Genomic DNA, 26,597 nt, shown 5'->3' on the forward strand with positions numbered 1-26,597 from the left:
GCTAAAGCTCGAGCACCAAAGCGTCGATCTGCTCCTGCCGCTCAGCCTGATTGAACCGCGCCCCCGGACTGAGCGATGACCACTGCGGATGCGCCCGCGCTTTGTTCAACGCTTCCGGCAGCTTGCCTTCGCGCCAGCTTTGCTCTTGTGGCGCCGTCAATCTGATCCGCTCCATCGCTGCATGCCCGCGGCTGTCCAGCGCTTGAATCAGCTGATGCTGACGCAGGGCCAGCAAACGCAGCACGCTGTCATCCACCGTCAACTCCCGCTGCCCCTTGAGCTTGCCGAGCAGGCGTGAGCCGTAGCTGCGCGCGGTCTGTAACGCACCACCGGCAATGGCCCCGGCCAGCGCCGCGGCACCCAAGGTCAAGCCGCCGACCAGCAGGTCGATACCGGCACCGGCCGCAGCACCGGCCGCCACACCGCTGCCCAGACGCACGCCCAGCAGCTTGAGCGTTTCGGGATTGAACAGATCATCGCCCCAGCGCCCGTCCAGCAGCGGCAACTCGCTGGCGCTGGCGTCGTCCTTGCGGAAGGCATACAGCTTGAGCAAGGCCTCGACGCAGCGTTGTTCGCGCAGGCGAATGTCCTTGCGCAACGCTTCGATGGCAGCCGCTTCGGCGCCAGGCTCGGCCACCACGCTGCGACGGCAAGCGGCGCAATCGAGCAGCAGCTCGGCTATCAGGCGCTTGCCGCTGAGCTGGCGGGCCAGACGTTGGGCCTGTTGATCGTCGATCAGCCGTTGCAGGGCCGGGCGGGACTTTTCCAGCATCAGTGCCAGGCTTTCATAGAGGCGGCGCTCGCCATCTTCCGGGGGCGCGACACTGTCGAAGCGCACCAGCGCATGCAAGCCAAGGCGGGCCAGCGCTTCACGCCAGTCAGGTTCGCGATGGCCGCTGCTGGCGACGAAATTGAGCACCGGCAACAGCGGTTTTGCGCAACCGGCGAGCACTTCCAGCTCATCCCGGTACTTGGCCAGCACCGGCTCGCGGGCATCGATCACATACAGGCCGGCATCGCTGGCCAGCAGTTGGCGCAGTACCTTGGCTTCCTGTTCGAAGCGCTGGCGCGCTTCACTGCCCTGAAGAAAACGCTCCAGGCGCGCCGGGCCGTCGAGGCGCTCGCCCGGTCGCTCCAGGCGCTCAAGGTAATCGAGCAGGGCAATGGCGTCCTCCAGGCCCGGGGTGTCGTAAAGCTCCAGCAAGGGCTCACCCTCCACCGACAGGCGCGCGCCTTCAACATGGCGGGTGGTGCTTGGCCGGTGGGACACTTCACCAAAGCCGACATCACGGGTCAGGGTACGCAGCAGTGAAGTCTTGCCGACGTTGGTATGGCCGACCACAGCCAGTTTCAGTGGCTTAGTCATGGCCATGCTCCAGCCAGTTCAGTGGGGCGCTGTCGGCGTGCTCTAGCCCAAGCTGGTCCAGCGCCTGATGCCAATCGCCCAGGCGATCGGCGTCCAGGGCCTGGCCGGGCGCTGCCTGCAGCAGCCAGATACGCGTAGCACCGGCGTTGCGTGCTAGCTCGGCAAGCAGCGCCAGGCTACCGCGATCCGGCGAGCGTAGCGGGTCGCAGGCGATGGCCAGGCGCGCCGGAGGGAAGCGGCTGAGTTGTTCCAGCAGCTTGTTGCGCGATTCGCGGCTGTCGAGGATGCCGGCGTTGTTGACCGTGGCGGGCAGGGCGGGCGGCCAGGTGCGCTGGTCGTCCAGCTCCAGGCCAACCAGCAAGGCACCGTCGCTGTGCTCGTCGCCTACACCACGGACGATCTCTGGCAAGGCGTCCGGCGCGGCGTCATTGACGCCAAGGCGTTCGCTGCTGGGCATCAGCGCCTCGCGCAGCTGGCTGTAGCCGGGAAGCTTAAGGTCCAGGCCCAGGCGCTTGCGGCCGCTGCGCCAGCGCCACAGGCACAAGGCTGCGAGCAGCAGGCGCGGGAAAATGCCGAACACCAGCAACACCCCGAGCAACCAGCTGGCCCAGGCCTGGCGGGCCAGTTCGAGGGCGGGTTGGCTGTCGCCGCTGGCGCGGATCATGGTGATGTCCGGCACGCTGAAACCCAGCAACGCAGGGAGGGCGCCAAGGGCCTGGGTCAGTCCGACGAAGGTGTCGGCGCCGAGAATGGTGGTCTCCCAGACGAAACCGTAACGCCGGGTGGCCAACAGAATCAGCAGCATCACCAGCGCGGTGCCCAAGGCCACCAGCCACAGGCTGTGGACCAGCAGCCCGAGCAGCCAGCGATTGAGCTTCTGGCGTTGCAGCAACACCAGCAGGGCGGGCGCTAAATGCGCGGCCTGGGCATCGCGGGCGAATTTCTCGCTGAGCCACAGCCACAGCTTGCCCAGGGGCGCGCCTTGCTCCCCAGCGAAGAAAAAGCCCACGGCCCATCCTGTCAACAACAACAGGTTCAAGCCGAGCAGGCTGCCCAGCGCCCAGAACACATTCACCGGGCGCTGGCTGTCGCCCAGGGCGGCCAGGGCCAGACCGGCGCCGCTGACGATCGCCAGTACTAGCAGCAACGCCAGCGCCAACCGCGCACCTTGCTTGCAGTGCTGCAGGGCGCTGCGCATGCCGTCGCGTTCGGCCAGCCACAGGGCACGCTGTTCAATGCGCGTCGGCAGGTCGCCGCCCAGTTGCCGGGCGCGGCGATTGGCTTCCTGATCCTCCAGGGGGCCTGCGTGTTCCTCGCGCAGGCGTACCGCTTCAGTGAGCCAGCGTTTGTCCAGGTCAGTCAGTGCAGTCACACGGTCTTCCATTGATCAAGTCAGCCCAAGCATAACCCAGGCATCGAAGATCGGGCTTTGCTATCCTCGCCGGCATGAAAACATCACTTCCCCTCAGCCTGATCGCGGCGCTCGCCGAGAACCGTGTGATCGGCATCGACAACCGCATGCCCTGGCACCTGCCGGGGGACTTCAAGTATTTCAAGGCCACCACCCTAGGCAAGCCGATCATCATGGGGCGCAAGACCTGGGATTCGTTGGGCCGGCCATTGCCTGGGCGTTTGAACCTGGTGGTCAGCCGCCAGCCTGGGCTGCAGCTCGAAGGTGCCGAAGTGTTTGCTTCGCTCGATGAGGCCATGCTGCGCGCCGAGCAGTGGGCGCTGGAGCAGGGCGTTGATGAGCTGATGCTGATTGGTGGCGCGCAGCTGTATACCCAGGCCATTGAGCGTGGCCTGGCGGATCGGCTGTATCTGACGCGCGTTGAGCTGAGCCCGGAAGGGGATGCGTGGTTTCCTGAGTTTGATGCGGCGCAGTGGGCGCTGGCGTCGAGCCAGGAGAATCCGGCGGAGGGAGAGAAGCCGGCGTATCACTTTGAGGTTTGGGAAAGGATCTAAGAACGCTTCGCCGGCAATGCCGGCTCCTACAGGGCGCCGTAGGAGCCGGCGTTGAGGCCATCAAAGGCAGCAAAAAGCTCAGGAATGCGTCAGCTGCGCATGCTCCTGAGCATCAAGCACTGACTTGTCAGTCTGCTTGAGCATCTGGCTGGTAATCGCCCCCGCCGTCATCGAACCATTCACGTTCAGCGCCGTACGGCCCATGTCGATCAGCGGTTCAACCGAGATCAGCAAAGCCACCAGTTCCACGGGTAAGCCCATGGCTGGCAGTACGATCAGCGCAGCGAAGGTTGCACCGCCACCGACACCGGCGACACCGGCCGAACTCAGGGTCACGATAGCCACCAGTGTGGCAATCCACAGCGGATCCAGCGGGTTGATGCCAACGGCCGGAGCTACCATCACTGCCAGCATTGCCGGGTACAGACCGGCGCAACCGTTCTGGCCGATGGTCGCGCCGAACGAAGCGGCAAAGCTTGCGATCGATTGCGGAATACCCAGGCGACGGGTTTGCGCCTCGATGCTCAGCGGGATGCTGGCGGCGCTGGAGCGGCTGGTGAAGGCAAAGGTCAGTACTGGCCAGACCTTGCGGAAGAAGCGCAGCGGGTTGACGCCGCTGATCGCCAGCAACACGCCATGCACGACGAACATCAACCCCAGGCCGATGTAGGACACCACGACGAAACTGCCGAGCTTGAGGATGTCGTCCAGGTTCGAGCTGGCCACCACCTTGGTCATCAGCGCCAGTACACCATAGGGGGTGAGCTTCATCACCAGGCGCACCAGACGCATCACCCAGGCCTGCAGCGTGTCGATGGCGGCCAGGGCGCGGTTACCCTTTTCCGCGTCATCCTTGAGCAACTGCAGGGCGGCCATGCCGAGGAACACGGCAAAGATCACCACGCTGATGATCGAGGTCGGCTTGGCCCGGGCCAGGTCACCCACCGGGTTGCTGGGGATGAACGACAGCAGCAACTGCGGGATATTCAGGTCGGCGACCTTGCCCACGTAATCGCTCTGGATCGCCTGCATCCGCGCGGTTTCGGCAGTGCCGGCGACCAGGCCTTCGGCGGTCAGGCCGAACAGGTTGGTCAGGACAATGCCGATCAGCGCGGCAATGGCCGTGGTGAACAGCAGGGTGCCGATGGTCAGGAAGCTGATCTTGCCCAGTGACGATGCATTGTGCAGACGCGCCACGGCGCTGAGGATCGAGGCGAAGATCAGCGGCATGACGATCATCTGCAGCAACTGCACATAACCGTTGCCGACCATATCGAGCCAGCTGATGGTGGCTTTGAGCACCGGGTTGCCAGCGCCATAGATGGCATGCAGGGCAGCACCGAACAGCACGCCGAGGACCAGGCCGACCAGGACCTTCTTGGCCAGGCTCCAGTTGCCATGACGGGTTTGGGCCAGGCCTAGCAGCAATGCCAGGAACGCCAGCAGATTGAGTGACAGCGGCAGATTCATTGAAGCTCCAGAGAAAAAGCGGGGGCATCGCCTCTGTGTGCGATTGCGAACAGAAATGCTAACAGCATGAAAACGAACGAATTTATATCAAAAGGTAATTTGCATAGTCGTTTTTGGAATATAGGCATGTCGTAAATGGCATCTGCGGCGCCGCTGAGGGCTGTGTTGGCGTCGCTGTCAGGTCGTGCTGAGCCCTTTGTTTTGGCTAGCGTGGGCGAGCCTCTTTTCTGGAGAAATGCACATGACGTCTGCTCCGAAAGCTCTCGCCGCCGGCCTGGCACTACTGCTGACCGGTCAAACCTGGGCCAGCGAACTCAAGCATTGGCCTGCTGACGCTGCCAAGCAACTGGATACTATGATCGCGGCCAATGCCAACAAGGGCAATTACGCGGTGTTTGACATGGACAACACCAGCTACCGCTTCGACCTCGAAGAGTCGTTGCTGCCGTTCATGGAAAACAAAGGACTACTCAGCCGTGAAAAGCTCGATCCCTCGTTGAAGTTGATGCCATTCAAGGACACCGCCGAACACAAGGAGAGCCTGTTCAGCTACTACTACCGGCTCTGCGAAATCGACGACATGGTCTGCTATCCCTGGGTTGCGCAGGTGTTTTCCGGTTTCACGCTCAAGGAACTCAAGGGCTATGTCGATGAACTGATGGCCTCTGGCAAGCCGATTCCCAGTACCTATTACGAGGGCAATCAGGTCAAGACCATCGAGGTGCAGCCACCAAAGATCTTCACCGGCCAGACCGAGCTGTTCAACAAGCTGATGGCCAATGGCATCGAGGTGTATGTCATGACCGCCGCGTCCGAAGAGCTGGTGCGTATGGTCGCCTCCGACCCCAAGTACGGCTACAACGTCAAACCGCAGAATGTCATTGGCGTCAGCCTGTTGCTCAAGGATCGCGACAATGGCGCCCTGACCACCGCGCGCAAGCAGATCAGCGCTGGCAACTATGACCCTCAGGCCAACATGGGCCTGGAACTGACCCCTTACCTGTGGACCCCGGCAACCTGGATGGCTGGCAAGCAGGCAGCGATTCTTACATACATCGATCAGTGGAAGAAGCCGGTGCTGGTTGGCGGTGACACGCCCACCAGCGACGGCTACATGCAGTTTCACAGTGTCGATGTCAGCAAGGGTGGCATTCACCTGTGGATAAACCGCAAAGCCAAGTACATGGACCTGCTCAACGGCATGATTGCCCAGAACGCGGCAGCCCAGGCCAAAGAGGGCTTGCCGGTGACGGCGGATAAAAACTGGGTGATTGTCACGCCTGAGCAGATCCAATGAGTGGGAGCGGTCAGCGCTTGTTCAAGCCTTTGGCCAAGCGATCGCCGCCAAGCTGGATCAATGCCACCAGCACCACCAGCATGACAATCACGGTGAGCATGATCTGGCTGTCGAAACGCTGGTAGCCGTAGCGGTAGGCGATGTCGCCCAGACCGCCAGCACCGATGGCACCGGCCATGGCCGAGGAATTGATCATGGTCACCAGGGTGATGGTGAAGCCGCCGACGATGCCCGGCAGGGCCTCGGGCAGCAGTACGTGCCAGACGATATGCCAGCGTCGGCAACCCATGGCCTGGGCGGCTTCGATCAGGCCATGGTCGACTTCACGCAAGCTGACTTCGGCGATCCGGGCAAAGAAGGGCGTGGCGGCAATGGTCAGGGGCACCACGGCCGCCCAGACACCATAGGTGGTGCCGACGATCAGGCGGGTGAAGGGGATCAACGCGACCATCAGGATCAGAAACGGGATCGAGCGGAACAGGTTGACGAAGGCCCCGAGCACCCGGTTCAGACTGGGCGCTGCGAAGATCCCGCCCTTGCCGCTGGTCACCAGGATCACCGCCAACGGGATCCCGGCCAGTAAAGCAATCAGCGATGACACTCCGACCATCAGCAGGGTATCGAGTACACCCTGGAGCAGGCGATCAGTCCACATAACCCAGCACCTCTACCTGCGTGGCCCACTGCCGGGCACATTCGATGATCTGCTCATGGCTGTGCGGCGAGTCCGCCACCGACACTACCAGTTGCCCCAAAGGTCGCCCCTGAATGGGTTCGATCCCGCCTTGCAGCAGGCTGATCCGGCCACCGAGGTTGGCGAACAATGTGGATAACTCTGGGGCCTGGCGGTCAGTGCCAGTGACCTTGAGGTTCAGCACCAGGGACGCTGCGGCGCTGCTCGGCTGGGTCTGCAGACGTGCCTGCAGCGAGGCCGGCAAAGCGGCCTGCAAGGGGGCGAGCAAGGTCTTGCTGACCTCGTGCCGGGGATCGCCGAAAACCTGCCAGACCGCGCCCTGCTCAACGATGCGTCCGCGCTCAAGCACCACCACTTGTTGGCAGATATCGCGGATGACCGCCATCTCGTGGGTGATCAGCACGATGGTCAGGCCCAGACGCTGGTTGATGTCGCGCAGCAGCTCAAGGATGGAAGCCGTGGTTTCCGGGTCAAGGGCCGAGGTCGCTTCATCGCACAGAAGAATATCCGGGTCGTGAACCAGCGCCCTGGCGATGCCGACACGTTGCTTTTGCCCGCCCGACAATTGCGCGGGATAGGCGTGGTGTTTTTGCTCGAGACCGACCAGCTCCAGCAGCTCGGCAACCTTGCGCTGGCGCTGGGCCTTGGCCACACCGGCTACCTTGAGTGGCAGTTCGACGTTCTGCCACACCGTCTTCGCCGATATCAGGTTGAAGTGCTGGAAGATCATGCCGATGCGTCGGCGCAGGCGCACCAGACGGTCCTCATCGAACTCACCGATGTCCACCTGGTTGATCAGCACACGGCCAGCGCTGGGTTGCTCAAGGCGATTGATGGTACGGATCAGCGACGACTTGCCAGCACCACTGCGGCCGATGATGCCGAAGATCTCGCCGCGCTGGATGTTCAGGTCGATGGCCTCCAGCGCCGGGGCAGCTTGCCCCGGGTAGGTCTTGCCCAGACCGATGAAGCGTACATGGGCGCTGCCCAGCTCAGGATGCAGGGCCAGTTGCTGAGCCTGGTGCAGTGGCGCAAAGGGCTGTTCCTCCGGCGCCAGGAGGGCGGTGGCGGTGCTCATGTCAGCTCTCCCAGCCTGGCTGGTAGAGCTTGCCGTGGGCCTTGTCCAGGGCGGCACGTACGGCAGGCGAGTGCTGGTAGATGTCGATGAATTTGGCCAGGCGCGGATCGTCCTTGTTCTGCGGGCGGATGACGAACTGGATCACGTATTCCTTGTGGTCGAGGCCGTCGAACAGCAGGGCCGAGGTGGCGTCGAAGGTATTGGCCAGGCGGATGTAGGCCGGATAACCCTGGACCAGATCGGCATCATCGTAGGCACGCACCAGTTGCACCGCCTCGACCTGAAGGATCTTCAACTGTTTGGGATTGGCGACGATGTCCTCTTCGGTGGCCTTGTAGCCAACGCCGGGTTTGAGCGTGATCAGACCGGCCTTGGCCAGCAGCTGCAGGCCGCGTCCGCTGTTTATCGGATCGTTGGCGATGGCCACGCTGGCGCCTTGGGGCAATTCATCAAAGCTTTTGTACTTTTTCGAGTACAGGCCGACGTTGTTGATCACCCCCGGTGCATAGGGCACCAGATCAAAACCCGCCGCAGCCTTGGCGTTTTCCAGGAAGGGGATGTGCTGGAAATAATTTACGTCGATATCGCCGCTGGCCAGGCTGACATTCGGTGCGATCCAATCGCTGAACTCGATCAGTTCGACGCTCAGGCCCTGTTTTTTCGCTTCACTGACGGCCGCTTCCAGCGGGATCGCGAAGGCTGCGGTGGTGCCGACTTTTAACGCATCAGCGGCCTGGGTGGTGGCAAACAGACCGAGGGTCAGGGCTAGGGCCGCGACGGGGCGGGCAAGGAAGGTCTTAAGCATGCTATAGCGCTCCAGTCGGGGTGGTGTGGCGATAGCTGGCGCCGGGATGGTCGGCGGGCAGCAGGGGCTGGTCACTGGCGAAGAGTTTTTCGCGCAGGCTGCCTTGCTCGTAGGCGGTCTTGTAGGCGCCACGACGCTGCAGCTCGGGGATCACCAGGTCGATGAAGTCGACGTAGCTTTCCGGGGTTACGGTGCGGGTCAGGTTGAAACCGTCGAGGCCGGTTTCAGCGATCCAGCTTTCCAGTTCGTCGGCGACCTGGGCCGCTGACCCGACCACGGTGATGTAGCGCCCGCCGAGGGCGTGCTGGTCGAGCAGCTTGCGCCGGGTCCAGTCGTTGTTCTGCAGGGTCTTGGTCGCCGACTGGATGGCGTTGCTTTTGACGTACTGGATCGGCTCGTCCAGTTCGTATACGGAAAAGTCGATACCGGTGGAGCTGGCGAAATGCGCAACACCTGCCTCGGCGCTGGCGTAGCGCAGGTACTCGGCGTGCTTGGCCCAGGCTTGTTCCTCGCTGCGGGCGACGATAACGGTCAGGCCCATGAATACCTTGATCGCCCCGGGATCACGGCCGGCGGCCACGGCAGCAGCGCGTACCTTGTCGACCTGGGCACGGGTGCCGGTCTTGGTCTGGCCACTGATAAACACGCACTCGGCATGCTTGCCGGCAAAGCCCAGGCCGCGCTCGGAGCTGCCCGCCTGGAACAGCACCGGGGTGCGTTGTGGCGAGGGTTCGCACAGGTGATAGCCTTCGACCCGGTAGAACTCGCCTTGGTGGTTCACCTTGTGCACCTTGTCCGGGTGGGCATAGACCCGCTGTTGCCGATCGTTGGCCACCGCGCCGTCTTCCCAGCTGCCTTCCAGGAGTTTGTACAGCACTTGCATGTACTCGTCGGCTTGGTCGTAGCGGCGGTCGTGCTCCACTTGCTGTTCAAGACCCATGGCCCGGGCAGCACTGTCCAGGTAACCGGTGACGATATTCCAGCCCACCCGGCCCTGGCTCAGGTGGTCGAGGGTCGAGAGCTTGCGGGCGAACAGGTAGGGCGGCTCGTAGGTCAGGTTGGCGGTCAGGCCGAAACCCAGGTGACGGGTGACCGCAGCCATGGCCGACACCAGCAGCAAAGGGTCGTTGACCGGCAGCTGGATCGACTCCTTGAGCGGTACCTCGACGCTGTTCTGGTAGACATCGTAGACCCCGACAATGTCGGCGATGAACAGCCCGTCGAACAGTCCACGCTCCAGCAACTGGGCAAGCTCGGTCCAGTACTCCAGGGTTTTGTACTGGGCCGATGTGTCCCGCGGGTGGGTCCACAGGCCGTGGTTGATGTGGCCAATGCAGTTCATGTTGAAGGCATTGAGGAGGATTTTTTTCTTGTTCATCAGATGGTCCCCCGCAGCGGTGGGTTCTCATCGTTGAGGTAGTAGTTGCCGATGGCGTGGTACTTCCAGCGTACCGGGTCGTGCAGGGTATGTACGCGGGCGTTGCGCCAGTGGCGATCCAGGCCATGTTCGGCGAGGGTGGCCTGGCTGCCGGCCAGTTCGAACAGGGTAGTGCCGGCGGCCAGGGATATTTCGGTGCTGATCGCGCGGGCTTCGGCCACGGCGATGGAGGCGGCGGCCACGGTGCTGGCATTGGCTTCGGCCTGGGCCTGGTCGAGGTACTCGCCGGCGCGTTCAAGCAGCGCCTCGGCTGCGTGCAGACGGATCGCCAGGCGACCGAAGGACTTCAGGGTCAGTGGGTCGTCGCTGGCCTTGTCGATGCCAGCATCGATCCACGGGCGGCTGCGGCTGCGCACGAACTGCAGGGCGTCTTCATAGGCGGCGCGGGCGATGCCGGTGTCGATCGCAGCATGAAGGATCTGCGCCAGCGGACCAACGGTGGTCGGCCGTTCGAAGGCGCTCTGGAAAGGAATTACATCCTCAGCGGCGACCCGGACATTCTCAAACAGCACCGAGCCGCTGCCGGTGGTGCGCTGGCCGAAGCCGCTCCAGTCGTCGATCACTTGCAGCCCGGCACTCTCGGCTGGGACGAAGGCCAATTGTTGTACACCCTGCTCGTCGATCACTGAAGTAGGGATGCGCTGGGCATAGAGGGCGCCAGTGGCGTAGAACTTACGCCCGTTGATCCGGTAGGCGTGACCGTCACGGCTCAACGCAGTGGTGCGGTCGTGGGCGGTTTTGGTCCCCAGTTCCGCCAGGGCGTTGCCGAAGCGTTTGCCTGCCAGTACTTCGGCGTACAGGCGCTGCTGTTGCTGCGGGCTGCCATTTACCCGCAGCACTTCCAGGGCATAGAAATGATTCTGTGGAATCTGCCCAAGCGAAGCGTCGGCCTGGGCGATACGGGCGATGACTTTGGCCAGGGTGACGTTCGACACGCCTGCGCCGCCAAAGGCTTTAGGGACACTGATGCCCCACAGCCCGGAATGAGAAAAGAGTGCCAGTTCAGGATATGGCAGACGTCGTTCGCGGTCGCGCAGAATGCTGTCGCGGCGCAGCTCGCCGGCCAGTGCTTCGGCAGTCTGTAATGCCTGGGCGTCAGTGTGGATGACCGCGACGTTTTCGTGCGGTTGCGGCAGAAGGCTCATAAGTAGGCTCCAGTGGTCTGGTCAGACCCAGGAATGCCGGGCAGGCAAGGCACCGTTGAGGTGATAGGCGCCAACGGCGTGGTATTTCCAGCGCACCGGGTCGTGGAGGGTGTGTACGCGGGCATTGCGCCAGTGCCGGTCGAGGTTGAACTCGGCGAGAGTGGCGCGGCTGCCGGCGAGCTCGAAGAGTTTCTCGCTGGCCTGCAGGGCGATCTCGGTGGTCAGCACCTTGGCTTCGGCCACGGCAATCGAGGCCCGGGCTGCCGCGGCAGCATCCACAGGTGCTGCGTTGAACTCATCAAGGGTGCGCGCAGCCTTGCTCAACAAGGCCTGGGCAGCATGCAGCTCAAGTTGCAGGCGGCCGATATCGGCGATCACGTAGAGGTCATCGCTGGCGCGCTCGACCTTGGCATCGATCCATGGCCGTGACTTTTCCCGCACAAAGGTGATGGCGTCAGCGACGGCGGCTTCGGCGATACCGGCATCAATGGCAGCCTGGATCAGTTGCGAAGCGGCGCCCTGGATATTCGGCACCTCGTTCTGGCGCCAGTTGTCGATTACCAGTTGCGCATTGACCTGAACCCGGTCCAGCAGCACGGTGCCGCTGGCCGTGGTGCGCTGGCCGAACCCGGACCAGTCATCGACGATACGCAGCCCTGGCGTGCTGCGACGGACAAAGGCCATGACCTGGCGGCCTTCATCGTTCAGCGCCTTGACCGCCACCCAGTGGGCAAACAGCGCACCGGTGGAATAGAACTTCTGCCCACTGAGCACATAGTGATCGCCCTCGCGAGTGATCCGTGCCTTGAGCTCCAGGGTGTGCTTGCTACCGCGTTCGGGCCCGGCGTTGCCGATCCGCCAACCGTCGAGCACCGATTTGAACAGCAGGTCCTTCTGGCGCTCACTGGCGGTGCCTTTGAGCAACTGCAGGATGCCGAACTGGTTTTGCGGGATTTGCCCCAGCGCCGGGTCGGCGGCGCTGATGATGCGAAACACTTCGGCGATGGTGACAAAGGACACCTGTGCACCGCCGTAGGCGCGGGGAATGGAAATGCTGCCCAGGCCACTGCGGGTGAACTGTTCGATTTCGGCCCAGGGCAGCTTGCGCTGCTGGTCGCGTCGAGCGGCCTGGCTGCGGGCAACCTCGGCCAGCTCATGGGCGGCTTGCAAGGCTTCAGCGTCATTGCGTAGCACCTTGGCCGGCAACAGCAGCGGGGCGCTGTCGAGGTCACTGTGGACGTTGGTATCTGCCAGACTGGACATCAGTGCCGCTCCTTGGCTGCACTCAATGCCCTGACGTTACGCACTGGGGTGATTGTGTTCCTGACCATACCTTACCTCACGTATTGGAAAGGTCGGCGCAGGCTGCGCCGACTGAAATGCGCTGGTCCGGTGGTCCGGTTCATATACCCTAATGCTGTATAAAAATTAAATAAACTAACTTATCGGAATATGAATAGAAGTACTCAACGGTCGCCCGGCGAACACCCGCAGGTGCACCGCAGGCGCCCACTGCGAGCGGTTGCCGACCCGGTCGAGAATGCAGTAACTCAGTTCCAGATGTGGGTCGGGGCCGCTTTCCTGGATCAATGCCAGGGGGATCCTGGCCTGCAGCGGGTGGCCGACCTGACAGGCATTCACGCTGGGCAGGTCCAGGCGCAGGTCGCCCCAGCGCAAGGTGATCCGGTCACCTGCAGCCATGTTCCGGTAAGGCGCCAGTGTGCGGGGCAGGTCGTTGTTCAAGGTGTGCAGAAACAGGCCTTCGCGACGTAACCGGCCCGCCAGCTGCAATGGCTGCAAGTGCTCATGTGTGCTGTTGCCTCCGGGGCAGTCGAGTTTGACCAGGACCTGTAGTTCGGGTGAGCGCAGCGGGTGGTTGCCGGGTTTGAGCAGGCGGTAATGCAGGCGGTGGATACCGTTGTGCAGCAAGCCGGCGGGTATGCGCAGGTCGATACTGTCATCCGGCTCATGGGCTTGCAGGGTGTGGGCGGTTACAAAGCGCTGGCCCCAGAACAAGGTCAGCAGGTCGCCAGCTTCCATGGGCGGCTGGATCGGCACGCGCGCCCGTAATCGCGCGGCGCTGTGGCAGCCAATGCCGGCCGCATTGATGCCGGGGAGGATCGGTGGGGAAAGTTCGGGGCCTTGGCTGACATTGGGCATGGCGCGCATCCTTGGCATGAGCATCTGCAGGATTGGCGGTTATTGGTCAGCAGAGGTAAAGGGTCAAGCCCGAACATTGCCATTTGGTCGGCAGCGGCCAACTTCGGAACAGGACTACGCCCACAGGGGAAGCCTGCGGGCGAGGAGCGTTTGGGGATCTGGCGGGGAACTCAGTACCCAGTGTTCTGGGTGCCGAGGAACTTGCCGAGGAACTGCCGGGTTCGCTCTTCCCGGGGATGAGCGAACAGCGCCCGGGCTTCGCCCTGTTCGACAATCACACCCTTGTCGAAAAAGATCACCCGGTTGGCGACATCGCGGGCGAAGCTCATTTCGTGAGTGACGATGATCATGGTGCGCCTTTCTTCGGCCAGGCCGCGAATGGTCGCCAGCACTTCGCCGACCAGTTCCGGGTCCAGTGCCGAGGTCGGTTCGTCGAAGAGAATCACTTCAGGCTCCATGGCCAGGGCCCGGGCAATCGCCACCCGTTGCTGCTGGCCGCCGGACAGCTTGCGCGGATAGGACGCCTCTTTGCCCGCCAGGCCGACCTTGGCCAACAGTTTCATGCCCAGGGCGACGGCCTGCTCACGAGGCATCTTCTTGACCACCAGCGGGCCTTCGATGACGTTCTCCAGCGCCGTGCGATGGGGAAACAGGTTGAAGTTCTGGAACACGAAACCGACCTGCTGGCGCAGCTTGCGGATCAGCCCTTGCTGTTTGGTGAGGGGGAGGTTGGCATCGATCGCCACGTTACCGACCTGGATGCGGCCGCTGCTGGGGGTTTCCAGCAGGTTCAGGCAGCGCAGGAAGGTGGTCTTGCCGGAGCCGCTGGGGCCGATGATGGCGATTACTTCGCCCGCCTCGACCTTCAGGCTGATGTCGTTCAATACCGTCTGGCCATTGAACTGCTTGCTCAGTCGCTCTACCACGATCATGCCGCGTTACTCCTGGTCGTGCCGGTTGACCCGCACTTCCAGGCGGTTCTGCAGGTGTGCGAGAACGCTGGCCAGCACCCAGTAGATCAGTGCGGCGGCAAGGTACATGGTGAAGATTTCAAAGGTGCGTGCGGTGATCAGTTGGGCCTGGCGGAACAGTTCCGGCACCTGGATGGTGGCGGCCAGGGCGGTGTCCTTGACCAGTGAGATGAAGCTGTTGCCCAGTGGTGGCAAGGCCGTGCGCGCGGCCTGGGGCAGGATCGCCCGGCGCATGGCCTGGCCGCGGGTCATGCCGATACTGGCAGCCGCTTCCCATTGGCCGCGATCGATGGAGCCGATGGCGGCGCGCAGGATTTCACAGGCATAGGCGGCCATGTTCAGCGAGAAGCCGATCAGCGCCGCCGGCAGCGGATCAAGCTCCAGGCCCAGTTGCGGCAGGCCGTAGTAGATCATGAACAGCTGGACCAGCAGCGGCGTGCCACGGAAGAACGACACGTAGACCCGCGCTGTCCAGCTTAGCAGCTTGAGCGACGACAGGCGCATCAGCGCCAGGCCGAAACCCAGCAGCAGACCGAAGAACATCCCGCCGAGGCTGAGGATGACGGTGTAGTACGCGCCCTTGAGCAGAAAGGGCGCACTGTCCAGCGCAAGCTGCAGGCTGTTTTCGATCATTTAGTCACGTCGGCGCCAAAGTACTTCTCGGACAGCTTGGCCAGGGTGCCGTCGGCGCGCAGCTTGTCCAGTGCCTTGTTGATGGCGTCGAGCAGTTCCGGCTCTCCCTTGCGCAGGGCGATGCCGGCTTCTTGGCGCGAGAAAGCTTCACCGGCGACGCTAGTATCCGTGGCCTTCTTGGCGTACTCCAGGGCGGCGAGGCGGTCGATCAGGGTGGCGTCGATGCGGCCAACGCGCAGGTCCTGGAACTTGCTTGGGTCATCGTCATAGGTCTTGATGTCGGCTTGCGGGACGTTCTCTTTCAGCCACTGTTCGTAGTTGGTACCCAGGCCCACCCCGACTTTTTTACCGGCAAGGTCGGCAGCGGTGTTGATATTGAGCTCATCCTTTTTCTTGGTCAGCACCAGCGACTGAATGCCGGAAACGGTGTAAGGCTGGGAGAAGTCGTACTTCTTCTTGCGTTCCTCGGAAATGGTCACCTGGTTGATCACCACATCCAGGCGCTTGGACTCCAGGGCGGCGAGGATGCCATCCCATTTGGTCGGTTGCAGCTTGGCTTTGACGCCCAATTCCTTGGCCAGGGCTTCGGACAGCTCCACCTCGAAACCGGCGAGCTTGCCGTCGGCATCGACGAAGCTGAACGGTGGGTAAGTGCCTTCGAGGCCGACGCTGATCGTGCCCTTGTCCTTGATCGTCTTCAGTTGCTCACCGGCAACGGCCTGGCCGAGCAGGCTGGCGCCAAGCAGCAGGGCGACGCCTGCGTTGAGAATCTGTTTAGTGATTACTGTCATGACGAAGCCCCAATGTTGTTGTGTAGTGGATGGCGACTATAGGGTGACGCTAATAGGCTTAAAAATAATATAAATTCATTTTATTATATTGTTTATGAATAACGTGTTCAGCTATTCCAGACCTCAGGGTAGGCGAATAATGCCGGTGCCCCACCGGTATGCAGGAAAATCAGCGGGCCGTCGTCGAATCGCTGGCGAGCGATACCGTCGAGCAAGCCGGCCATGGCCTTGCCGGTGTACACTGGGTCCAGCAGCAACCCCTCCTGGCTGGCCAGCAAGCGGATGGCAGCTAGCGTTCCGGCATTCGGTTCACCATAGCGGGGGGCGAAGTACTCGTCCCACAGTTCGATCTTGAACGTCTCCGGCAGGCGGACGCCCAGCAACTTGGCGGTACGTTCTGCCAGCCCCTCAACTTTCGGCCGCTGCGCCTCGTCGCTGCGCGATACGGTAACGCCGATCACCGGCAGCTGTGGCAATGTCTCGGCCAGGGCGATGGCCAGGCCACTGTGGGTCCCGGCACTGCCGGAGGCGAGGATCACCCCGGCGAACTGTTCACCGCAGTGCTCGATCTGGGTTGCCAGCTCCAGGCCGGCGCGCACATAACCCAGCGCGCCGAGTGCATTGGAGCCGCCAATCGGCACGATGTATGGCTTGCGTCCGCTGGCGTGCAGGCGTACCGACAGTGCTTGCAGTTGTTCGTCGGCAGTGTCGAGGTTGTCGACCAACTCGACCTTGGCGTCGAACAGGTCGAGCAACAGCCGATTGCCGTTGTGCTGGTAATTGAGCGAGTCGGTGCCGATGGGGTTTTCCAGCAGGGCCACGCATCCGAGGCCGAGTTTGGCAGCCAGGGCTGCGGTCTGACGCACATGGTTGGACTGGATCGCCCCGGCAGTGACCAGGGTGTCGGCACCCTTGCTCAAGGCATCGGCAGCCAGGTATTCGAGTTTGCGCAGTTTGTTGCCGCCCAGGGCAAGAGGCGTGCAGTCGTCGCGTTTGACATAAATGTCGCGGCCGGCCCAGGCCGAGAGGCGGTGCAGCTTTTCCAGCGCGGTAGGCGCGCCAAGCAGGTCCAGACGATTGAAGCGCGATAGCTGTCGGTCGATCATGGCAATCCGTCTGCAAGGGAAAATCCGACTATAGGCAGCCACAGGCCGGTGGGCAACTACCGGGCTTATGCCGTCTTTATAGCGTTATGGAATAAAGGGTTATTTTTTCCCTCACGGCCATTTGCCGTAAAGTGAGTGCCTATCTGGCGGCCTTCTCATTCCATTATCGCCGCCGCGTCAGGAGACGTAACCGTGAGCGAAAACGCGCAAACAGGGTATTGGCAACTGCAGGGCATCGTTGCCGGCTTGCGTAGCGCCCGTGACAAGTGGCGCAGCAGCAATGGTCGTAGCAGTGGCGAGCAAGGTGGGCGTGAGCTGCCTTCGCGAGAAGCCATGCGGCACATCCTCGAGCAACTGTGCGGGGCGCTGTTTCCCATGCGCCTGGGGCCGGTGGACCTGCGTGAGGAGAGCGAGGACTTTTATGTCGGGCATACCCTCGATTCGGCCCTGACCGCCTTGCTTGCCCAGGCACGCCTGGAACTGCGCTATGTCGCTCGCCATGGCAAGTGCAACACCGCCGACGTCGACGCCACGGCGCTGCGCCTGATCCAGGACTTCGCTGCCGCTTTGCCGGGCCTGCGCAGCGTGCTCGACACCGATGTGCTGGCAGCCTTCCATGGCGATCCGGCGGCACGCAGCGTCGATGAGGTGTTGCTGTGCTACCCGGGTATCCTTGCGGTGATCCATCACCGTCTTGCTCATCACCTTTACCGCTCCGGCCTGCCCTTGCTGGCGCGGATCAGTTCGGAGCTGGCGCATTCGGCCACCGGTATCGACATCCACCCGGGTGCTCAAATCGGCCAAAGCTTCTTCATCGACCACGGCACCGGTGTGGTGATCGGCGAAACGGCGATCATCGGCGAGCGGGTGCGTATCTACCAGGCCGTGACCCTGGGCGCCAAGCGCTTCCCGGCGGACGAGGACGGCCAGTTGCAGAAGGGCCATCCGCGTCACCCGATTGTCGAGGACGATGTGGTGATTTATGCCGGCGCAACTATTCTGGGACGAATCACCATCGGCAAGGGTTCGACCATCGGTGGCAACGTCTGGTTGACCCGCAGTGTGGCCCCGGGTAGCAACCTGACCCAGGCCAATCTGCAGCATGATGACGGCACCCAGAAGTAGCCGAACCAGGGCTTGGATTGCGGCATCGGGTCGCATTGCGGACCCCATCCATGTTTAACTTGAACGCTTGTTCAAGTTAAAACGGTGGTCCGCTGCCGGTGTTCAACAGGAGGAACCCCTTTGCTGAACCCGTTCAATCCAAGCCTTTTCCCTCATTTCGAGGTGCACATTCAATGAGTGCACCAAGTTCCTCACCCAGCGGCAAGATCCGCATGAATCCGCCGGTATTCTATTTCGCGGCGAGCTTTATCCTTATTTTCGGATTGGTGGTCATCAGCAATCCGCAAGCGGCCGGTGAATGGTTGCTGGCAGCACAGAACTGGGCGGCCAATACGGTCGGCTGGTACTACATGCTGGCGATGACGCTGTACCTGGTCTTCGTGGTGGTCACCGCCTTGTCCGGCTACGGCAAGATCAAGCTCGGTGCCGACCACGACGAACCCGAGTTCAGCTACCTGTCGTGGGCCGGCATGCTGTTTGCCGCCGGTATCAGCATCACCCTGTTCTTCTTTTGCGTCTCCGAACCCCTGACCCACATGCTCCAGCCGCCCCAGGGTGAAGCCGGAACGGTCGAGGCCGGGCGTCAGGCGATGCAGTTGCTGTTCCTGCATTGGGGCCTGCACGGCTGGGGCGTGTTCGCCTTCGTCGGTATGGCGCTGGCTTACTTCGCCTATCGCCATAACCTGCCGCTGGCCCTGCGTTCGGCGCTCTACCCGCTGATCGGCAAGCGCATCAACGGGCCGATTGGCTATGCGGTGGATGGCTTCGGCATAATCGCCACGGTGTTCGGTCTGGGTGCCGACATGGGCTTTGGCGTGTTGCACCTGAACTCGGGCCTGGATTACCTGTTCGGCATTCCTCATAGCCAATGGGTGCAGGTGGCGCTGATCACCCTGATGATGGGCGCGGCGGTGGCGGTTGCCGTGGCCGGGGTCGACAAAGGCGTGCGGGTGATGTCCGACATCAACATGTTCCTCGCCTGTGCGCTGCTGCTGTTCGTCCTGTTCGCCGGGCCTACCCAGCACCTGTTCAACACCCTGATCCAGAACCTGGGCGACTACCTTGGCGCACTGCCGAGGAAGAGCTTCGATGTCTATGCCTATAACGAAGCCAGAGACTGGCTGGGTGGCTGGACCGTGTTCTACTGGGCCTGGTGGATTGCCTGGGCACCCTTTGTCGGCCTGTTCATTGCGCGGATTTCCCGGGGCCGGACCATCCGCGAGTTCGTCTTCGGCGTGCTGCTGATCCCGCTGGGTTTCACCCTGGCGTGGATGTCGATCTTCGGTAACAGTGCAATGTCCCAGGTGCTCGATCACGGCATGACCGCGCTGGGCCAGTCAGCCATCGACAACCCCTCGATGACCCTCTACCTACTGCTGGAAACCTACCCTTGGAGCAAGGCGGTCATCGCGGTCACGGTGTTCATCAGCTTTGTGTTCTTCGTCACCTCGGCCGACTCCGGCACCGTGGTGCTGTCGACCTTGTCCGCCCGCGGCGGCAACGCTGACGAAGATGGGCCGAACTGGTTGCGGGTGTTCTGGGGCGTGATGACCGCCCTGGTGACCATAGGCCTGCTGTTCGCCGGCAGCATCGACTCATTGAAGTCGGCGGTGGTGCTTACCTCGCTGCCGTTCTCGGTGATTCTCCTGGCCATGATGTGGGGCCTGCACAAGGCGTTCTACCTGGAGTCGCAGCGTCAGATTGCGCAGATGCATTCCCTGGCGCCGTTCGCCAACTCGCGCCGCGGCCGTGGTGGCTGGCGCCAACGCCTGAGCCAGGCGGTGCATTTCCCCTCGCGCGATGAGGTCTATCGGTTCATGGACGACGTGGTGCGCCCGGCGATTGCCGAGGTGACCGAGGTGTTCGTCGAGAAGGGCCTGAACGTTATTACCCAGGAAGACCCGAGCCATGACAACGTCAGCCTGAAGATTGGTCATGGAGAGGAGCAGCCCTTCATCTATCAGGTGCAGATGCGCGGCTACTTCACACCGTCATTCGCCCTGGGCGGGCTGGGCACCCAGGAGTTGAAGAACCGCCGTTACTACCGCGCCGAGGTGCATCTGAGCGAAGGCAGCCAGGACTATGACCTGGTTGGCTACAGCAAGGAGCAGATCATCAACGATATCCTCGACCAGTACGAACGGCATATGCAGTTCTTGCATCTGGTGCGTTAAAAGCATCGCGGGGCAAGCCCACTCCCACAGTGTAGGAGCGGGCTTACCTCGCGATAATAATCAGAACGGCGCATCCCCCAGAATCGTCGCCCGATGCATCACCCGTCGCTGCGGCCGGTAGTCATCCACCGCGTAATGCTGGGTCACGCGGTTGTCCCAGAACGCTACGTCGTTTTCCTGCCAGCGCCAGCGAATGGTGAATTCCGGCCGAGTGGCATGGGCGAACAACAGTTTGAGAATCGCCTCGCTTTCCGCCTCGTTCAGCTCGTTGATCCGCGTGGTGAAACCTTCGTTGACGAACAGCGCCTTGCGTCCGCTGACCGGGTGCGTGCGGATCACTGGGTGTGACAGTGGCGGGTTGCTGCGCCGTGTCGCTTCCCAGCGTTGCAGGTCTTCGGGTGTGGTGCCGAAGCGCTCCAGAGGGAAGGACTTGGTGAAGTCATGGGTCGCGGTCAGCCCATCGAGCAGTTGCTTGAGTGGAGCCGACAAGGCCTCGAAGGCTGCAATGCCGCTGGCCCACAAGGTATCGCCACCATATGTAGGCAGTTGCTTGGCGCTGAGTACCGCACCCATTGCCGGAGTGGGCAGGAAGGTCACGTCGGTGTGCCAGATGGCGTTGTCGCGCACATCGGTGACGGCGGTATCGAGCACCAGCACTTGCGGGGTTTCCGGCACATTGGGGTAGATCGGGTGGATATGCAGGTCGCCAAAGCGTGCGGCGAAAGCGGCCTGCTGTTGCGGGTTGATCGGCTGGTCACGGAAGAACAGCACCTGATGTTTGAGCAGGGCCTGTTCGATGGTGTCACGTTGTTCCTTATTGATTTCGCGGCTGAGGTCGATACCGCTGATCTGTGCGCCGAGTGCAGTGCTCAGCGGGGTAATAATGGTCAGGCTCATGGTTATTCTCGATTGGTCTTCAATGACTCTGGCCGTGCCAGGGCACCAATTTGCGCTGCAGGGCGCGCAGCCCCATTTCCAGGGCGAAGGCAATCAGCGCGATCACCAGGATGCCCAGCACCACCACATCGGTAACCAGGAACTGCGCAGCCGACTGGACCATGAAGCCCAGGCCGCTGGTGGCGGCGATCAGCTCGGCGGCGACCAGGGTCGACCAGCCCACGCCCAAGCCTATGCGTACACCGGTAAGAATGTCGGGCAGGGCGCTGGGCAGGATGACATGGCGGATCAGCTGGGCCCGGGAAGCGCCCAGCGATTGCGCTGCACGCAGCTTGGTCGGGTCGACCGTGCGCACGCCAGTAGCGGTAGCAATGGCGATGGGCGCGAAGATTGCCAGGTAGATCAGCAGCACCTTCGACAGCTCGCCAATGCCGCACCAGATCACGATCAGTGGCAGGTAGGCCAAGGGAGGAATAGGGCGGTAGAACTCGATCAGCGGATCAAGAATGCCGCGGGCAATACGGTTGTGGCCGATGGCGATGCCGATCGGAATCGCCGTGACAATTGCCGCGCCCAGCGCCAGGCCGATGCGCCCCAGGCTCGCGCTCAGGTGTTGCCACAGGCTCGAGTCCATATAGCCCTGGGTCAGCAGCAACCAGGCCTTGGCCAGCACCGCCTCAGGGGACGGCAGGAACAACGGTTCGATCCACTCGGCGGCGGTTACCGCCCACCACAGCAGGAGCAAGGTGGCCAGGGTCAGGCCGCTGATCCAGCGAGTGTTCAGGCTGCGCCGGATCTTCGCAACCGGCTTTGATGGGCTATTGCGTTTGGCCGCAACCGGCACTTCCAGGCTGCTCATGCGAACCCCTGCCGCACGGCGGCGCTGCGTTGAGAAAACACCCGACTCAGTACGTGCTCGCGGGTTTCGATAAAGCGAGGGTCGGATTTGATCGCCCTGGCCGACTCACCGGCAGCGTAACGCTGACCGAAATCCAGCTGCAGACGTTCGACGATCTGTCCGGGATTGGGGGCCAGGAGGATCAGGTCGGTGGCCAGGAACACGGCTTCTTCGATGTCGTGGGTGATCAGGAACACCGGTTTGGCTGTACGTTGCCAGACCTGCAGGAGCAGTTCCTGCATTTGTTCACGGGTAAAGGCATCGAGGGCGCCGAACGGCTCGTCCATCAACAGCACTCGCGGGTCGGCGGCCAATGCACGGGCCAGGCCCACGCGTTGCTTCTGGCCACCGGACAGTTGCCAGATCCGGCGCTTGCCGAAATCGGCCAGGCCGACCAGGACGAGCATCTCCCGGGCCTTGCGTTCACGCTCGGAGCGCGGCACGCCCGCCAGTTCCAGGCCGAAGGCGACGTTAGCCAGCACATCCTGCCAAGGCAGCAGGGCATCGTCCTGGAACACCACGCCGCGCTCGGCACCGGGCCCTTGCACCGGCACACCGTCGAGGGTGATACGCCCGGTACTGGGGGCAACGAACCCGGCAATCAGGTTGAGCAATGAGGTCTTGCCGCTGCCCGAAGGGCCGATGGCCACCAGCAACTGCTGCGGGCCCAGGCTCAGGTTGATATCGGCCAGCACCGGTTCGGCTGCGCCGGGGTACTGTGCGCTGATGCACTCCAGTTCAAGCAATGCCATGACGAGCTCCGATCAGTTGGCGATGAACTTGGCGCTGACGTACGGCGCGTAGTCCGGCAGTACCGCTTCGACCTTGCCCTGTTCCTTGAGGAAGGTGGCGGTGTCGGTGATGGCCTGGGTGGTCGGCGCACCGAGTGCGGCAATCTGGTCGGCCGCCAGCGGGAACACGTTGCCTTGCAGCAGGGCTGGAATGTCCGTGGCTTTGGCGCCGGAGAGCTTGACCAGTTTGTCGACGTTGCTCTGATTGGCCAGCCAGGCCTGTGGGTCTTTGCGATAGTCGGCGTAGGCATCCAGGGTGACTTTGGCGAAGGCTCTGACGATTTCGGGGTGCTTGGCGGCAAAGTCCTTGCGCACAATCCAGGCATCGAAGGTTGGTGCGCCTTTCTCGGCCAGTTCGCCGGAGGTGATCAACACCTTGCCGTTTTCCTTGGCCACACCCAGGGCCGGGTCCCAAACGTAGGTGGCGTCAATGTCACCGCGTTTCCAGGCGGCGATGATTGCCGGTGGTGCCAGGTTGAGAATCTGTACCTTGGCCGGGTCGATGTTCCATTGCTTGAGCGCCGCCAGCAGGCTGTAGTGTCCGGTGGAGACGAAGGGCACGGCGATCTTCTTGCCGATCAGGTCCTGGGGCGAATTGATCCCGGCGCCATTGCGGGCCACCAGGGCTTCGGCAGCGCCGATCTGGGTGGCAATCAGAAAGGTTTCCACCGGCAGCTTGCGGGTCGCAGCGGCAGCCAGGGGGCTGGAGCCGAGATAGCCGATCTGCACGTCACCGGAGGCCACAGCGGTGATCACATCGGCACCACTGTCGAATTTGCGCCAGTCGATGCTGGCCTTGCTGGCCTTCTCATAGTCGCCGTTGACCTGGGCGACTTTCGCCGGATCGACGGTGGTCTGGTAGGCCACGGTCAGGTCGGCCGCCTGGGTGAGCCAACTGGCGCCGGCCAGGGTCAGGGCAGCGAACAGGCGCAGCGGAGCATGCAGGGTCATGGTGAACTCCTTGTCAGACGGTCGGTGGGGAGGCAATGCTTGAAAGACTAGATGATCTAAGAAAATTAAAATAAATAACTTTTTAGCATTAGCTTAGGAGCCAATCGATTTAAGCGACCGGGAGTGCTCGGCGGGATGTCGCGATCTCGTAAACCTGACGGTGGTCAAGGCTGTGGCCGCTGGAAAACGAAATGATGGGGTCTGACGGGGAAAGGGGGCGCGTCGAAGCAGGGAGTGATAAGGACTTCACGGTATAAAAAATATACTGTTAATTTCCTTTAGGAATTAGCTTTTGTGCCGATAACGCCGCGGCAGCGGAGAAAATTTCGGTCCATATTCCGTAATAATCTGAAAAATTACGAAATAAGTCTTTTTGGAATTATAGGATTGTCATTATCCTTCACGCCAGGGCTGGCGCATTAGACCAAAGTCGTGAAATGAATCGTTACGATTGACTTGACGGTCACGCTTTGGTGCTAATCGCCGATCGACGTCGAGCAGGACAACAGATCCTGCCGTAAGCGACACACAAAAATTAGAAACGTAGAGGAGCAAAACATGTACAAGTCGACCTTGGCAGTCGCCGTGGCCGTAGGGGTTCTGGCCCAGCAGGCGGGTGCTGCCGGTTTCGTTGAAGACAGCAAACTGTCGCTCAGTTCGCGGACCATGTATTTCAATAATGATGACCGCGAAATTCATACTCCGGCCAACAACCGTAATGGTGACACTCGTGAAGCAGGCCAGGGCTTCAAGCTGGACTACCTGTCTGGTTTCACCGAAGGCACTGTAGGTTTCGGCGTTGACCTGCAGGCATTGTGGGGTATTCACCTGGATGGCGGTCGTGGTCGTCATCCGAACAGTAGCACCTTCCTCCCAAGCGATTCCGACGGTTCGGCAGTCAGTAACTGGGGGCGTATCGGTGGTAATGCCAAAGCGCGTTTCTCGAAAACTGAAGCTCACTTCGGTAGCGCCCTGGCACCTAACCTGCCAATCCTCGTAGCGAACGATGGCCGTCTGCTGCCGCAAACGTTTGAAGGTGGCACCATCCAGTCGAAGGAAATCGACAACCTGACCCTGAACGCTGGTCAGCTGACCCACGCCATGGGTCGTGCGTCGAGCAACCGTACCGGTCTGGCCGTTGCCGGTGGTTTCCAGGACAGCAACAAGTTCCAGTTCGCCGGTGGCGACTGGAAGGTCACCAAAGACCTGACCCTGCAGTACTACTATGCGAACCTGGAAGACTACTACAAACAGCACTTCCTGGGCCTGACCCACGTTTTCCCGATTGCTGACGACCAATCCTTCAAAACCGATCTGCGTTACTTCGACAGCAGCAGCGACGGCGCGAACGGTGATGCAACTCACTTCTTCAGCAACAACGGTGGCTATGCCAAGAACAAAGGCGAGGTCGACAACAAGACCTGGAGCGCCATGTTCACCTACACCTTGGGTGGTCACTCGTTCCTGCTTGGTCATCAGCAGGTCGGCGATGATGGTGGTTTCGTCTACCTGGGCCAAGGTGACGTCCAAGATGGCAGGGGTCGTAATGAAGGCGCTGGCGGCTCGAGCTTCTACCTGTTCACTGACAGCATGATCAACTCCTTTGTCCGTGCTGGCGAGAACACCACTTTCGGTCAGTACGCGTATGATTTCGCACGACTGGGCGTGCCAGGCCTGAAGGCTTCGGTCAATTACCTGCGTGGTGATGATGTTCGCTTCAAGTCCGGCAACGGTACTTATGACGAATGGGAACGCGACGCTCGTGTCGACTATGTCATTCAGGAAGGCACCCTCAAAGGCCTGGGCGCCAGCCTGCGTCATGGTGTTTACCGTGGTGAGGGTTCTGAGTCCGCTCGCGACCAGGACCAGACCCGTCTGATCTTCAACTACACTTACAGCTTCATGTAAGTCCGGTTGAAACAAGAAGCCTTGCTCTATGCAAGGCTTTTTTTTATCTACCGATTTATAGGCTTAAAAGTTATAAACAAATCTATATTTATTCTTTTTGTTTTTATTCCGTTACAGGCACAGTAACCCCATAACGAACCCAGCCAAGGAGCCGCACCATGAGCCTCAGACTCGGCGATATCGCCCCCGACTTCGAACAGGAATCCAGCGCCGGCAAGATCCGTTTCCATGAATGGCTGGGCACCAGCTGGGGCGTGCTGTTCTCGCATCCGGCCGACTTTACGCCGGTATGCACTACCGAGCTGGGCTTCACCGCCAAGCTCAAAGAGCAATTCGCCGAGCGTGGCGTCAAGGCCATTGCCCTGTCGGTGGATTCGGTGGACTCCCACCACCGCTGGATCGAAGACATCAACGAAACCCAGAATACCCTCGTCAACTTCCCGATCCTGGCCGATGCCGATCGCAAGGTTTCCGACCTCTACGACCTGATTCATCCCAATGCCAGCGATACCCTGACCGTGCGTTCCTTGTTCGTGATCGACCCGAACAAGAAAATCCGCCTGACCATCACCTACCCGGCCAGCACCGGGCGCAACTTCCACGAAATTCTGCGGGTGATCGACTCGTTGCAGCTGACTGACAATCACAAGGTCGCCACCCCGGCCAACTGGCAGGACGGTGACGAGGTGGTGATCGTGCCATCGCTCAAGGACGAAGACGAAATCAAACGACGCTTTCCGAAGGGCTACCGAGCGGTCAAGCCATACCTGCGCCTGACCCCGCAACCCAATCGCTGATCTTTAGCCATAGCAGGGATTTTGGGCCGTTTCGACGGCCCTTTTTTTGTCGATGTTTTTATAGCTCTAAAATGCATAAATAAATGAATAAATATGATTTATAGATATATATGTTGAGCTGTTAAGGTCATTCCATT

At 61.5% G+C, this 26,597-nt stretch carries 24 protein-coding genes; 6 read left to right on the forward strand and 18 right to left on the reverse strand.

What is annotated here, in order from left to right; genetic code table 11:
* Position 1: 1 nt before the first annotated feature.
* Positions 2-1,366, reverse strand: a complete 1,365-nt coding sequence (locus tag ACRESH_RS02970) for a GTPase/DUF3482 domain-containing protein (RefSeq protein ID WP_431740534.1) — start codon at positions 1,364-1,366, stop codon at positions 2-4.
* Positions 1,359-2,750: a DUF2868 domain-containing protein gene (locus tag ACRESH_RS02975; protein WP_431740535.1), complete on the reverse strand. Its 1,392-nt coding sequence runs from the start codon at positions 2,748-2,750 to the stop codon at positions 1,359-1,361. The genes ACRESH_RS02970 and ACRESH_RS02975 overlap by 8 nt, the downstream gene beginning before the upstream one ends.
* A 62-nt stretch (positions 2,751-2,812) precedes the next feature.
* Here ACRESH_RS02975 and ACRESH_RS02980 point away from each other — a divergent pair, with 62 nt between their 5' ends.
* Positions 2,813-3,331 (forward strand): dihydrofolate reductase, encoded by a 519-nt coding sequence (locus tag ACRESH_RS02980; RefSeq protein WP_431740536.1) that lies wholly within the window; start codon positions 2,813-2,815, stop codon positions 3,329-3,331.
* 78 nt (positions 3,332-3,409) lie between these two features.
* On the opposite strand, the gene ACRESH_RS02985 is transcribed toward ACRESH_RS02980, so the two are convergent.
* Positions 3,410-4,801, reverse strand: a complete 1,392-nt coding sequence (locus ACRESH_RS02985; RefSeq protein ID WP_431740537.1) for an L-cystine transporter — start codon at positions 4,799-4,801, stop codon at positions 3,410-3,412.
* Between the two features lie 241 nt (positions 4,802-5,042).
* Here ACRESH_RS02985 and ACRESH_RS02990 point away from each other — a divergent pair, with 241 nt between their 5' ends.
* Complete coding sequence (locus tag ACRESH_RS02990; RefSeq protein WP_431740538.1) at positions 5,043-6,098, forward strand: haloacid dehalogenase-like hydrolase; 1,056 nt, start codon at positions 5,043-5,045, stop codon at positions 6,096-6,098.
* Positions 6,099-6,108: 10 nt separating this feature from the next.
* Here the strand turns inward: ACRESH_RS02990 and ACRESH_RS02995 are convergent, their stop codons facing one another.
* The 11 genes from ACRESH_RS02995 to ACRESH_RS03045 form a co-directional block, all read right to left on the reverse strand.
* The gene (locus ACRESH_RS02995; protein WP_431740539.1) at positions 6,109-6,753 is read right to left on the reverse strand and encodes a methionine ABC transporter permease; all 645 of its coding nucleotides are present in this window, start codon (positions 6,751-6,753) and stop codon (positions 6,109-6,111) included.
* Positions 6,743-7,870 (reverse strand): methionine ABC transporter ATP-binding protein, encoded by a 1,128-nt coding sequence (locus ACRESH_RS03000; RefSeq protein WP_431740540.1) that lies wholly within the window; start codon positions 7,868-7,870, stop codon positions 6,743-6,745. Before ACRESH_RS03000 ends, ACRESH_RS02995 begins: the two co-directional genes overlap by 11 nt.
* A 1-nt stretch (position 7,871) precedes the next feature.
* Positions 7,872-8,675, reverse strand: coding sequence for a MetQ/NlpA family ABC transporter substrate-binding protein (locus ACRESH_RS03005; RefSeq protein ID WP_431740541.1), 804 nt, complete (start codon positions 8,673-8,675; stop codon positions 7,872-7,874).
* 1 nt (position 8,676) lies between these two features.
* A complete protein-coding gene (locus ACRESH_RS03010; protein ID WP_431740542.1) occupies positions 8,677-10,053 on the reverse strand; it encodes an LLM class flavin-dependent oxidoreductase in 1,377 nt (458 codons plus the stop codon).
* Entirely contained in the window at positions 10,053-11,258 is a 1,206-nt protein-coding gene (locus ACRESH_RS03015; protein WP_431740543.1) for an SfnB family sulfur acquisition oxidoreductase, read from the reverse strand. The genes ACRESH_RS03010 and ACRESH_RS03015 overlap by 1 nt, the downstream gene beginning before the upstream one ends.
* 21 nt (positions 11,259-11,279) lie before the next feature.
* Positions 11,280-12,521, reverse strand: a complete 1,242-nt coding sequence (locus ACRESH_RS03020; protein ID WP_431740544.1) for an SfnB family sulfur acquisition oxidoreductase — start codon at positions 12,519-12,521, stop codon at positions 11,280-11,282.
* A 174-nt stretch (positions 12,522-12,695) separates the two neighbouring features.
* Entirely contained in the window at positions 12,696-13,418 is a 723-nt protein-coding gene (locus tag ACRESH_RS03025) for a hypothetical protein (RefSeq protein ID WP_431740545.1), read from the reverse strand.
* Between the two features lie 170 nt (positions 13,419-13,588).
* On the reverse strand, positions 13,589-14,350 hold the full coding sequence (gene tcyN / locus ACRESH_RS03030) for an L-cystine ABC transporter ATP-binding protein TcyN (protein WP_431740546.1): 762 nt from the start codon (positions 14,348-14,350) through the stop codon (positions 13,589-13,591).
* Between the two features lie 6 nt (positions 14,351-14,356).
* The gene (gene tcyL / locus ACRESH_RS03035) at positions 14,357-15,022 is read right to left on the reverse strand and encodes a cystine ABC transporter permease (protein ID WP_431740547.1); all 666 of its coding nucleotides are present in this window, start codon (positions 15,020-15,022) and stop codon (positions 14,357-14,359) included.
* Complete coding sequence (tcyJ, locus tag ACRESH_RS03040) at positions 15,019-15,813, reverse strand: cystine ABC transporter substrate-binding protein (protein ID WP_431740548.1); 795 nt, start codon at positions 15,811-15,813, stop codon at positions 15,019-15,021. The genes tcyL and tcyJ overlap by 4 nt, the downstream gene beginning before the upstream one ends.
* 107 nt (positions 15,814-15,920) lie before the next feature.
* A complete protein-coding gene (locus ACRESH_RS03045) occupies positions 15,921-16,919 on the reverse strand; it encodes a D-cysteine desulfhydrase (protein WP_431740549.1) in 999 nt (332 codons plus the stop codon).
* Between the two features lie 192 nt (positions 16,920-17,111).
* Between ACRESH_RS03045 and epsC the strand changes: the two genes are divergently transcribed.
* Both epsC and betT read left to right on the forward strand, forming a co-directional pair.
* Positions 17,112-18,044: a serine O-acetyltransferase EpsC gene (gene epsC / locus ACRESH_RS03050; protein WP_431740550.1), complete on the forward strand. Its 933-nt coding sequence runs from the start codon at positions 17,112-17,114 to the stop codon at positions 18,042-18,044.
* A 212-nt stretch (positions 18,045-18,256) separates the two neighbouring features.
* Positions 18,257-20,218, forward strand: coding sequence for a choline transporter BetT (betT, locus tag ACRESH_RS03055; protein WP_431740622.1), 1,962 nt, complete (start codon positions 18,257-18,259; stop codon positions 20,216-20,218).
* Between the two features lie 60 nt (positions 20,219-20,278).
* On the opposite strand, the gene tauD is transcribed toward betT, so the two are convergent.
* The 4 genes from tauD to tauA are packed head-to-tail and all read right to left on the reverse strand — an operon-like array spanning position 20,279 to position 23,755.
* Positions 20,279-21,115 carry a taurine dioxygenase gene (tauD, locus tag ACRESH_RS03060; RefSeq protein WP_431740551.1) on the reverse strand — a complete coding sequence of 279 codons (837 nt, stop codon included), beginning with the start codon at positions 21,113-21,115 and terminating at the stop codon, positions 20,279-20,281.
* Positions 21,116-21,134: 19 nt separating this feature from the next.
* Positions 21,135-21,974 (reverse strand): taurine ABC transporter permease TauC, encoded by an 840-nt coding sequence (gene tauC, locus ACRESH_RS03065; protein ID WP_431740552.1) that lies wholly within the window; start codon positions 21,972-21,974, stop codon positions 21,135-21,137.
* Positions 21,971-22,765, reverse strand: coding sequence for a taurine ABC transporter ATP-binding subunit (gene tauB / locus ACRESH_RS03070; protein WP_431740553.1), 795 nt, complete (start codon positions 22,763-22,765; stop codon positions 21,971-21,973). The genes tauC and tauB overlap by 4 nt, the downstream gene beginning before the upstream one ends.
* 12 nt (positions 22,766-22,777) lie before the next feature.
* Positions 22,778-23,755 carry a taurine ABC transporter substrate-binding protein gene (gene tauA, locus ACRESH_RS03075; RefSeq protein WP_431740554.1) on the reverse strand — a complete coding sequence of 326 codons (978 nt, stop codon included), beginning with the start codon at positions 23,753-23,755 and terminating at the stop codon, positions 22,778-22,780.
* Positions 23,756-24,313: 558 nt separating this feature from the next.
* Here tauA and ACRESH_RS03080 point away from each other — a divergent pair.
* Both ACRESH_RS03080 and ACRESH_RS03085 read left to right on the forward strand, forming a co-directional pair.
* Positions 24,314-25,663: an OprD family porin gene (locus ACRESH_RS03080; RefSeq protein ID WP_431740555.1), complete on the forward strand. Its 1,350-nt coding sequence runs from the start codon at positions 24,314-24,316 to the stop codon at positions 25,661-25,663.
* Positions 25,664-25,821: 158 nt separating this feature from the next.
* Positions 25,822-26,460: a peroxiredoxin gene (locus ACRESH_RS03085; RefSeq protein WP_431740556.1), complete on the forward strand. Its 639-nt coding sequence runs from the start codon at positions 25,822-25,824 to the stop codon at positions 26,458-26,460.
* The last annotated feature ends 137 nt before the right edge of the window (positions 26,461-26,597 follow it).

The organism is Pseudomonas sp. (assembly GCF_050739775.1).
Classification (GTDB): domain Bacteria; phylum Pseudomonadota; class Gammaproteobacteria; order Pseudomonadales; family Pseudomonadaceae; genus Aquipseudomonas.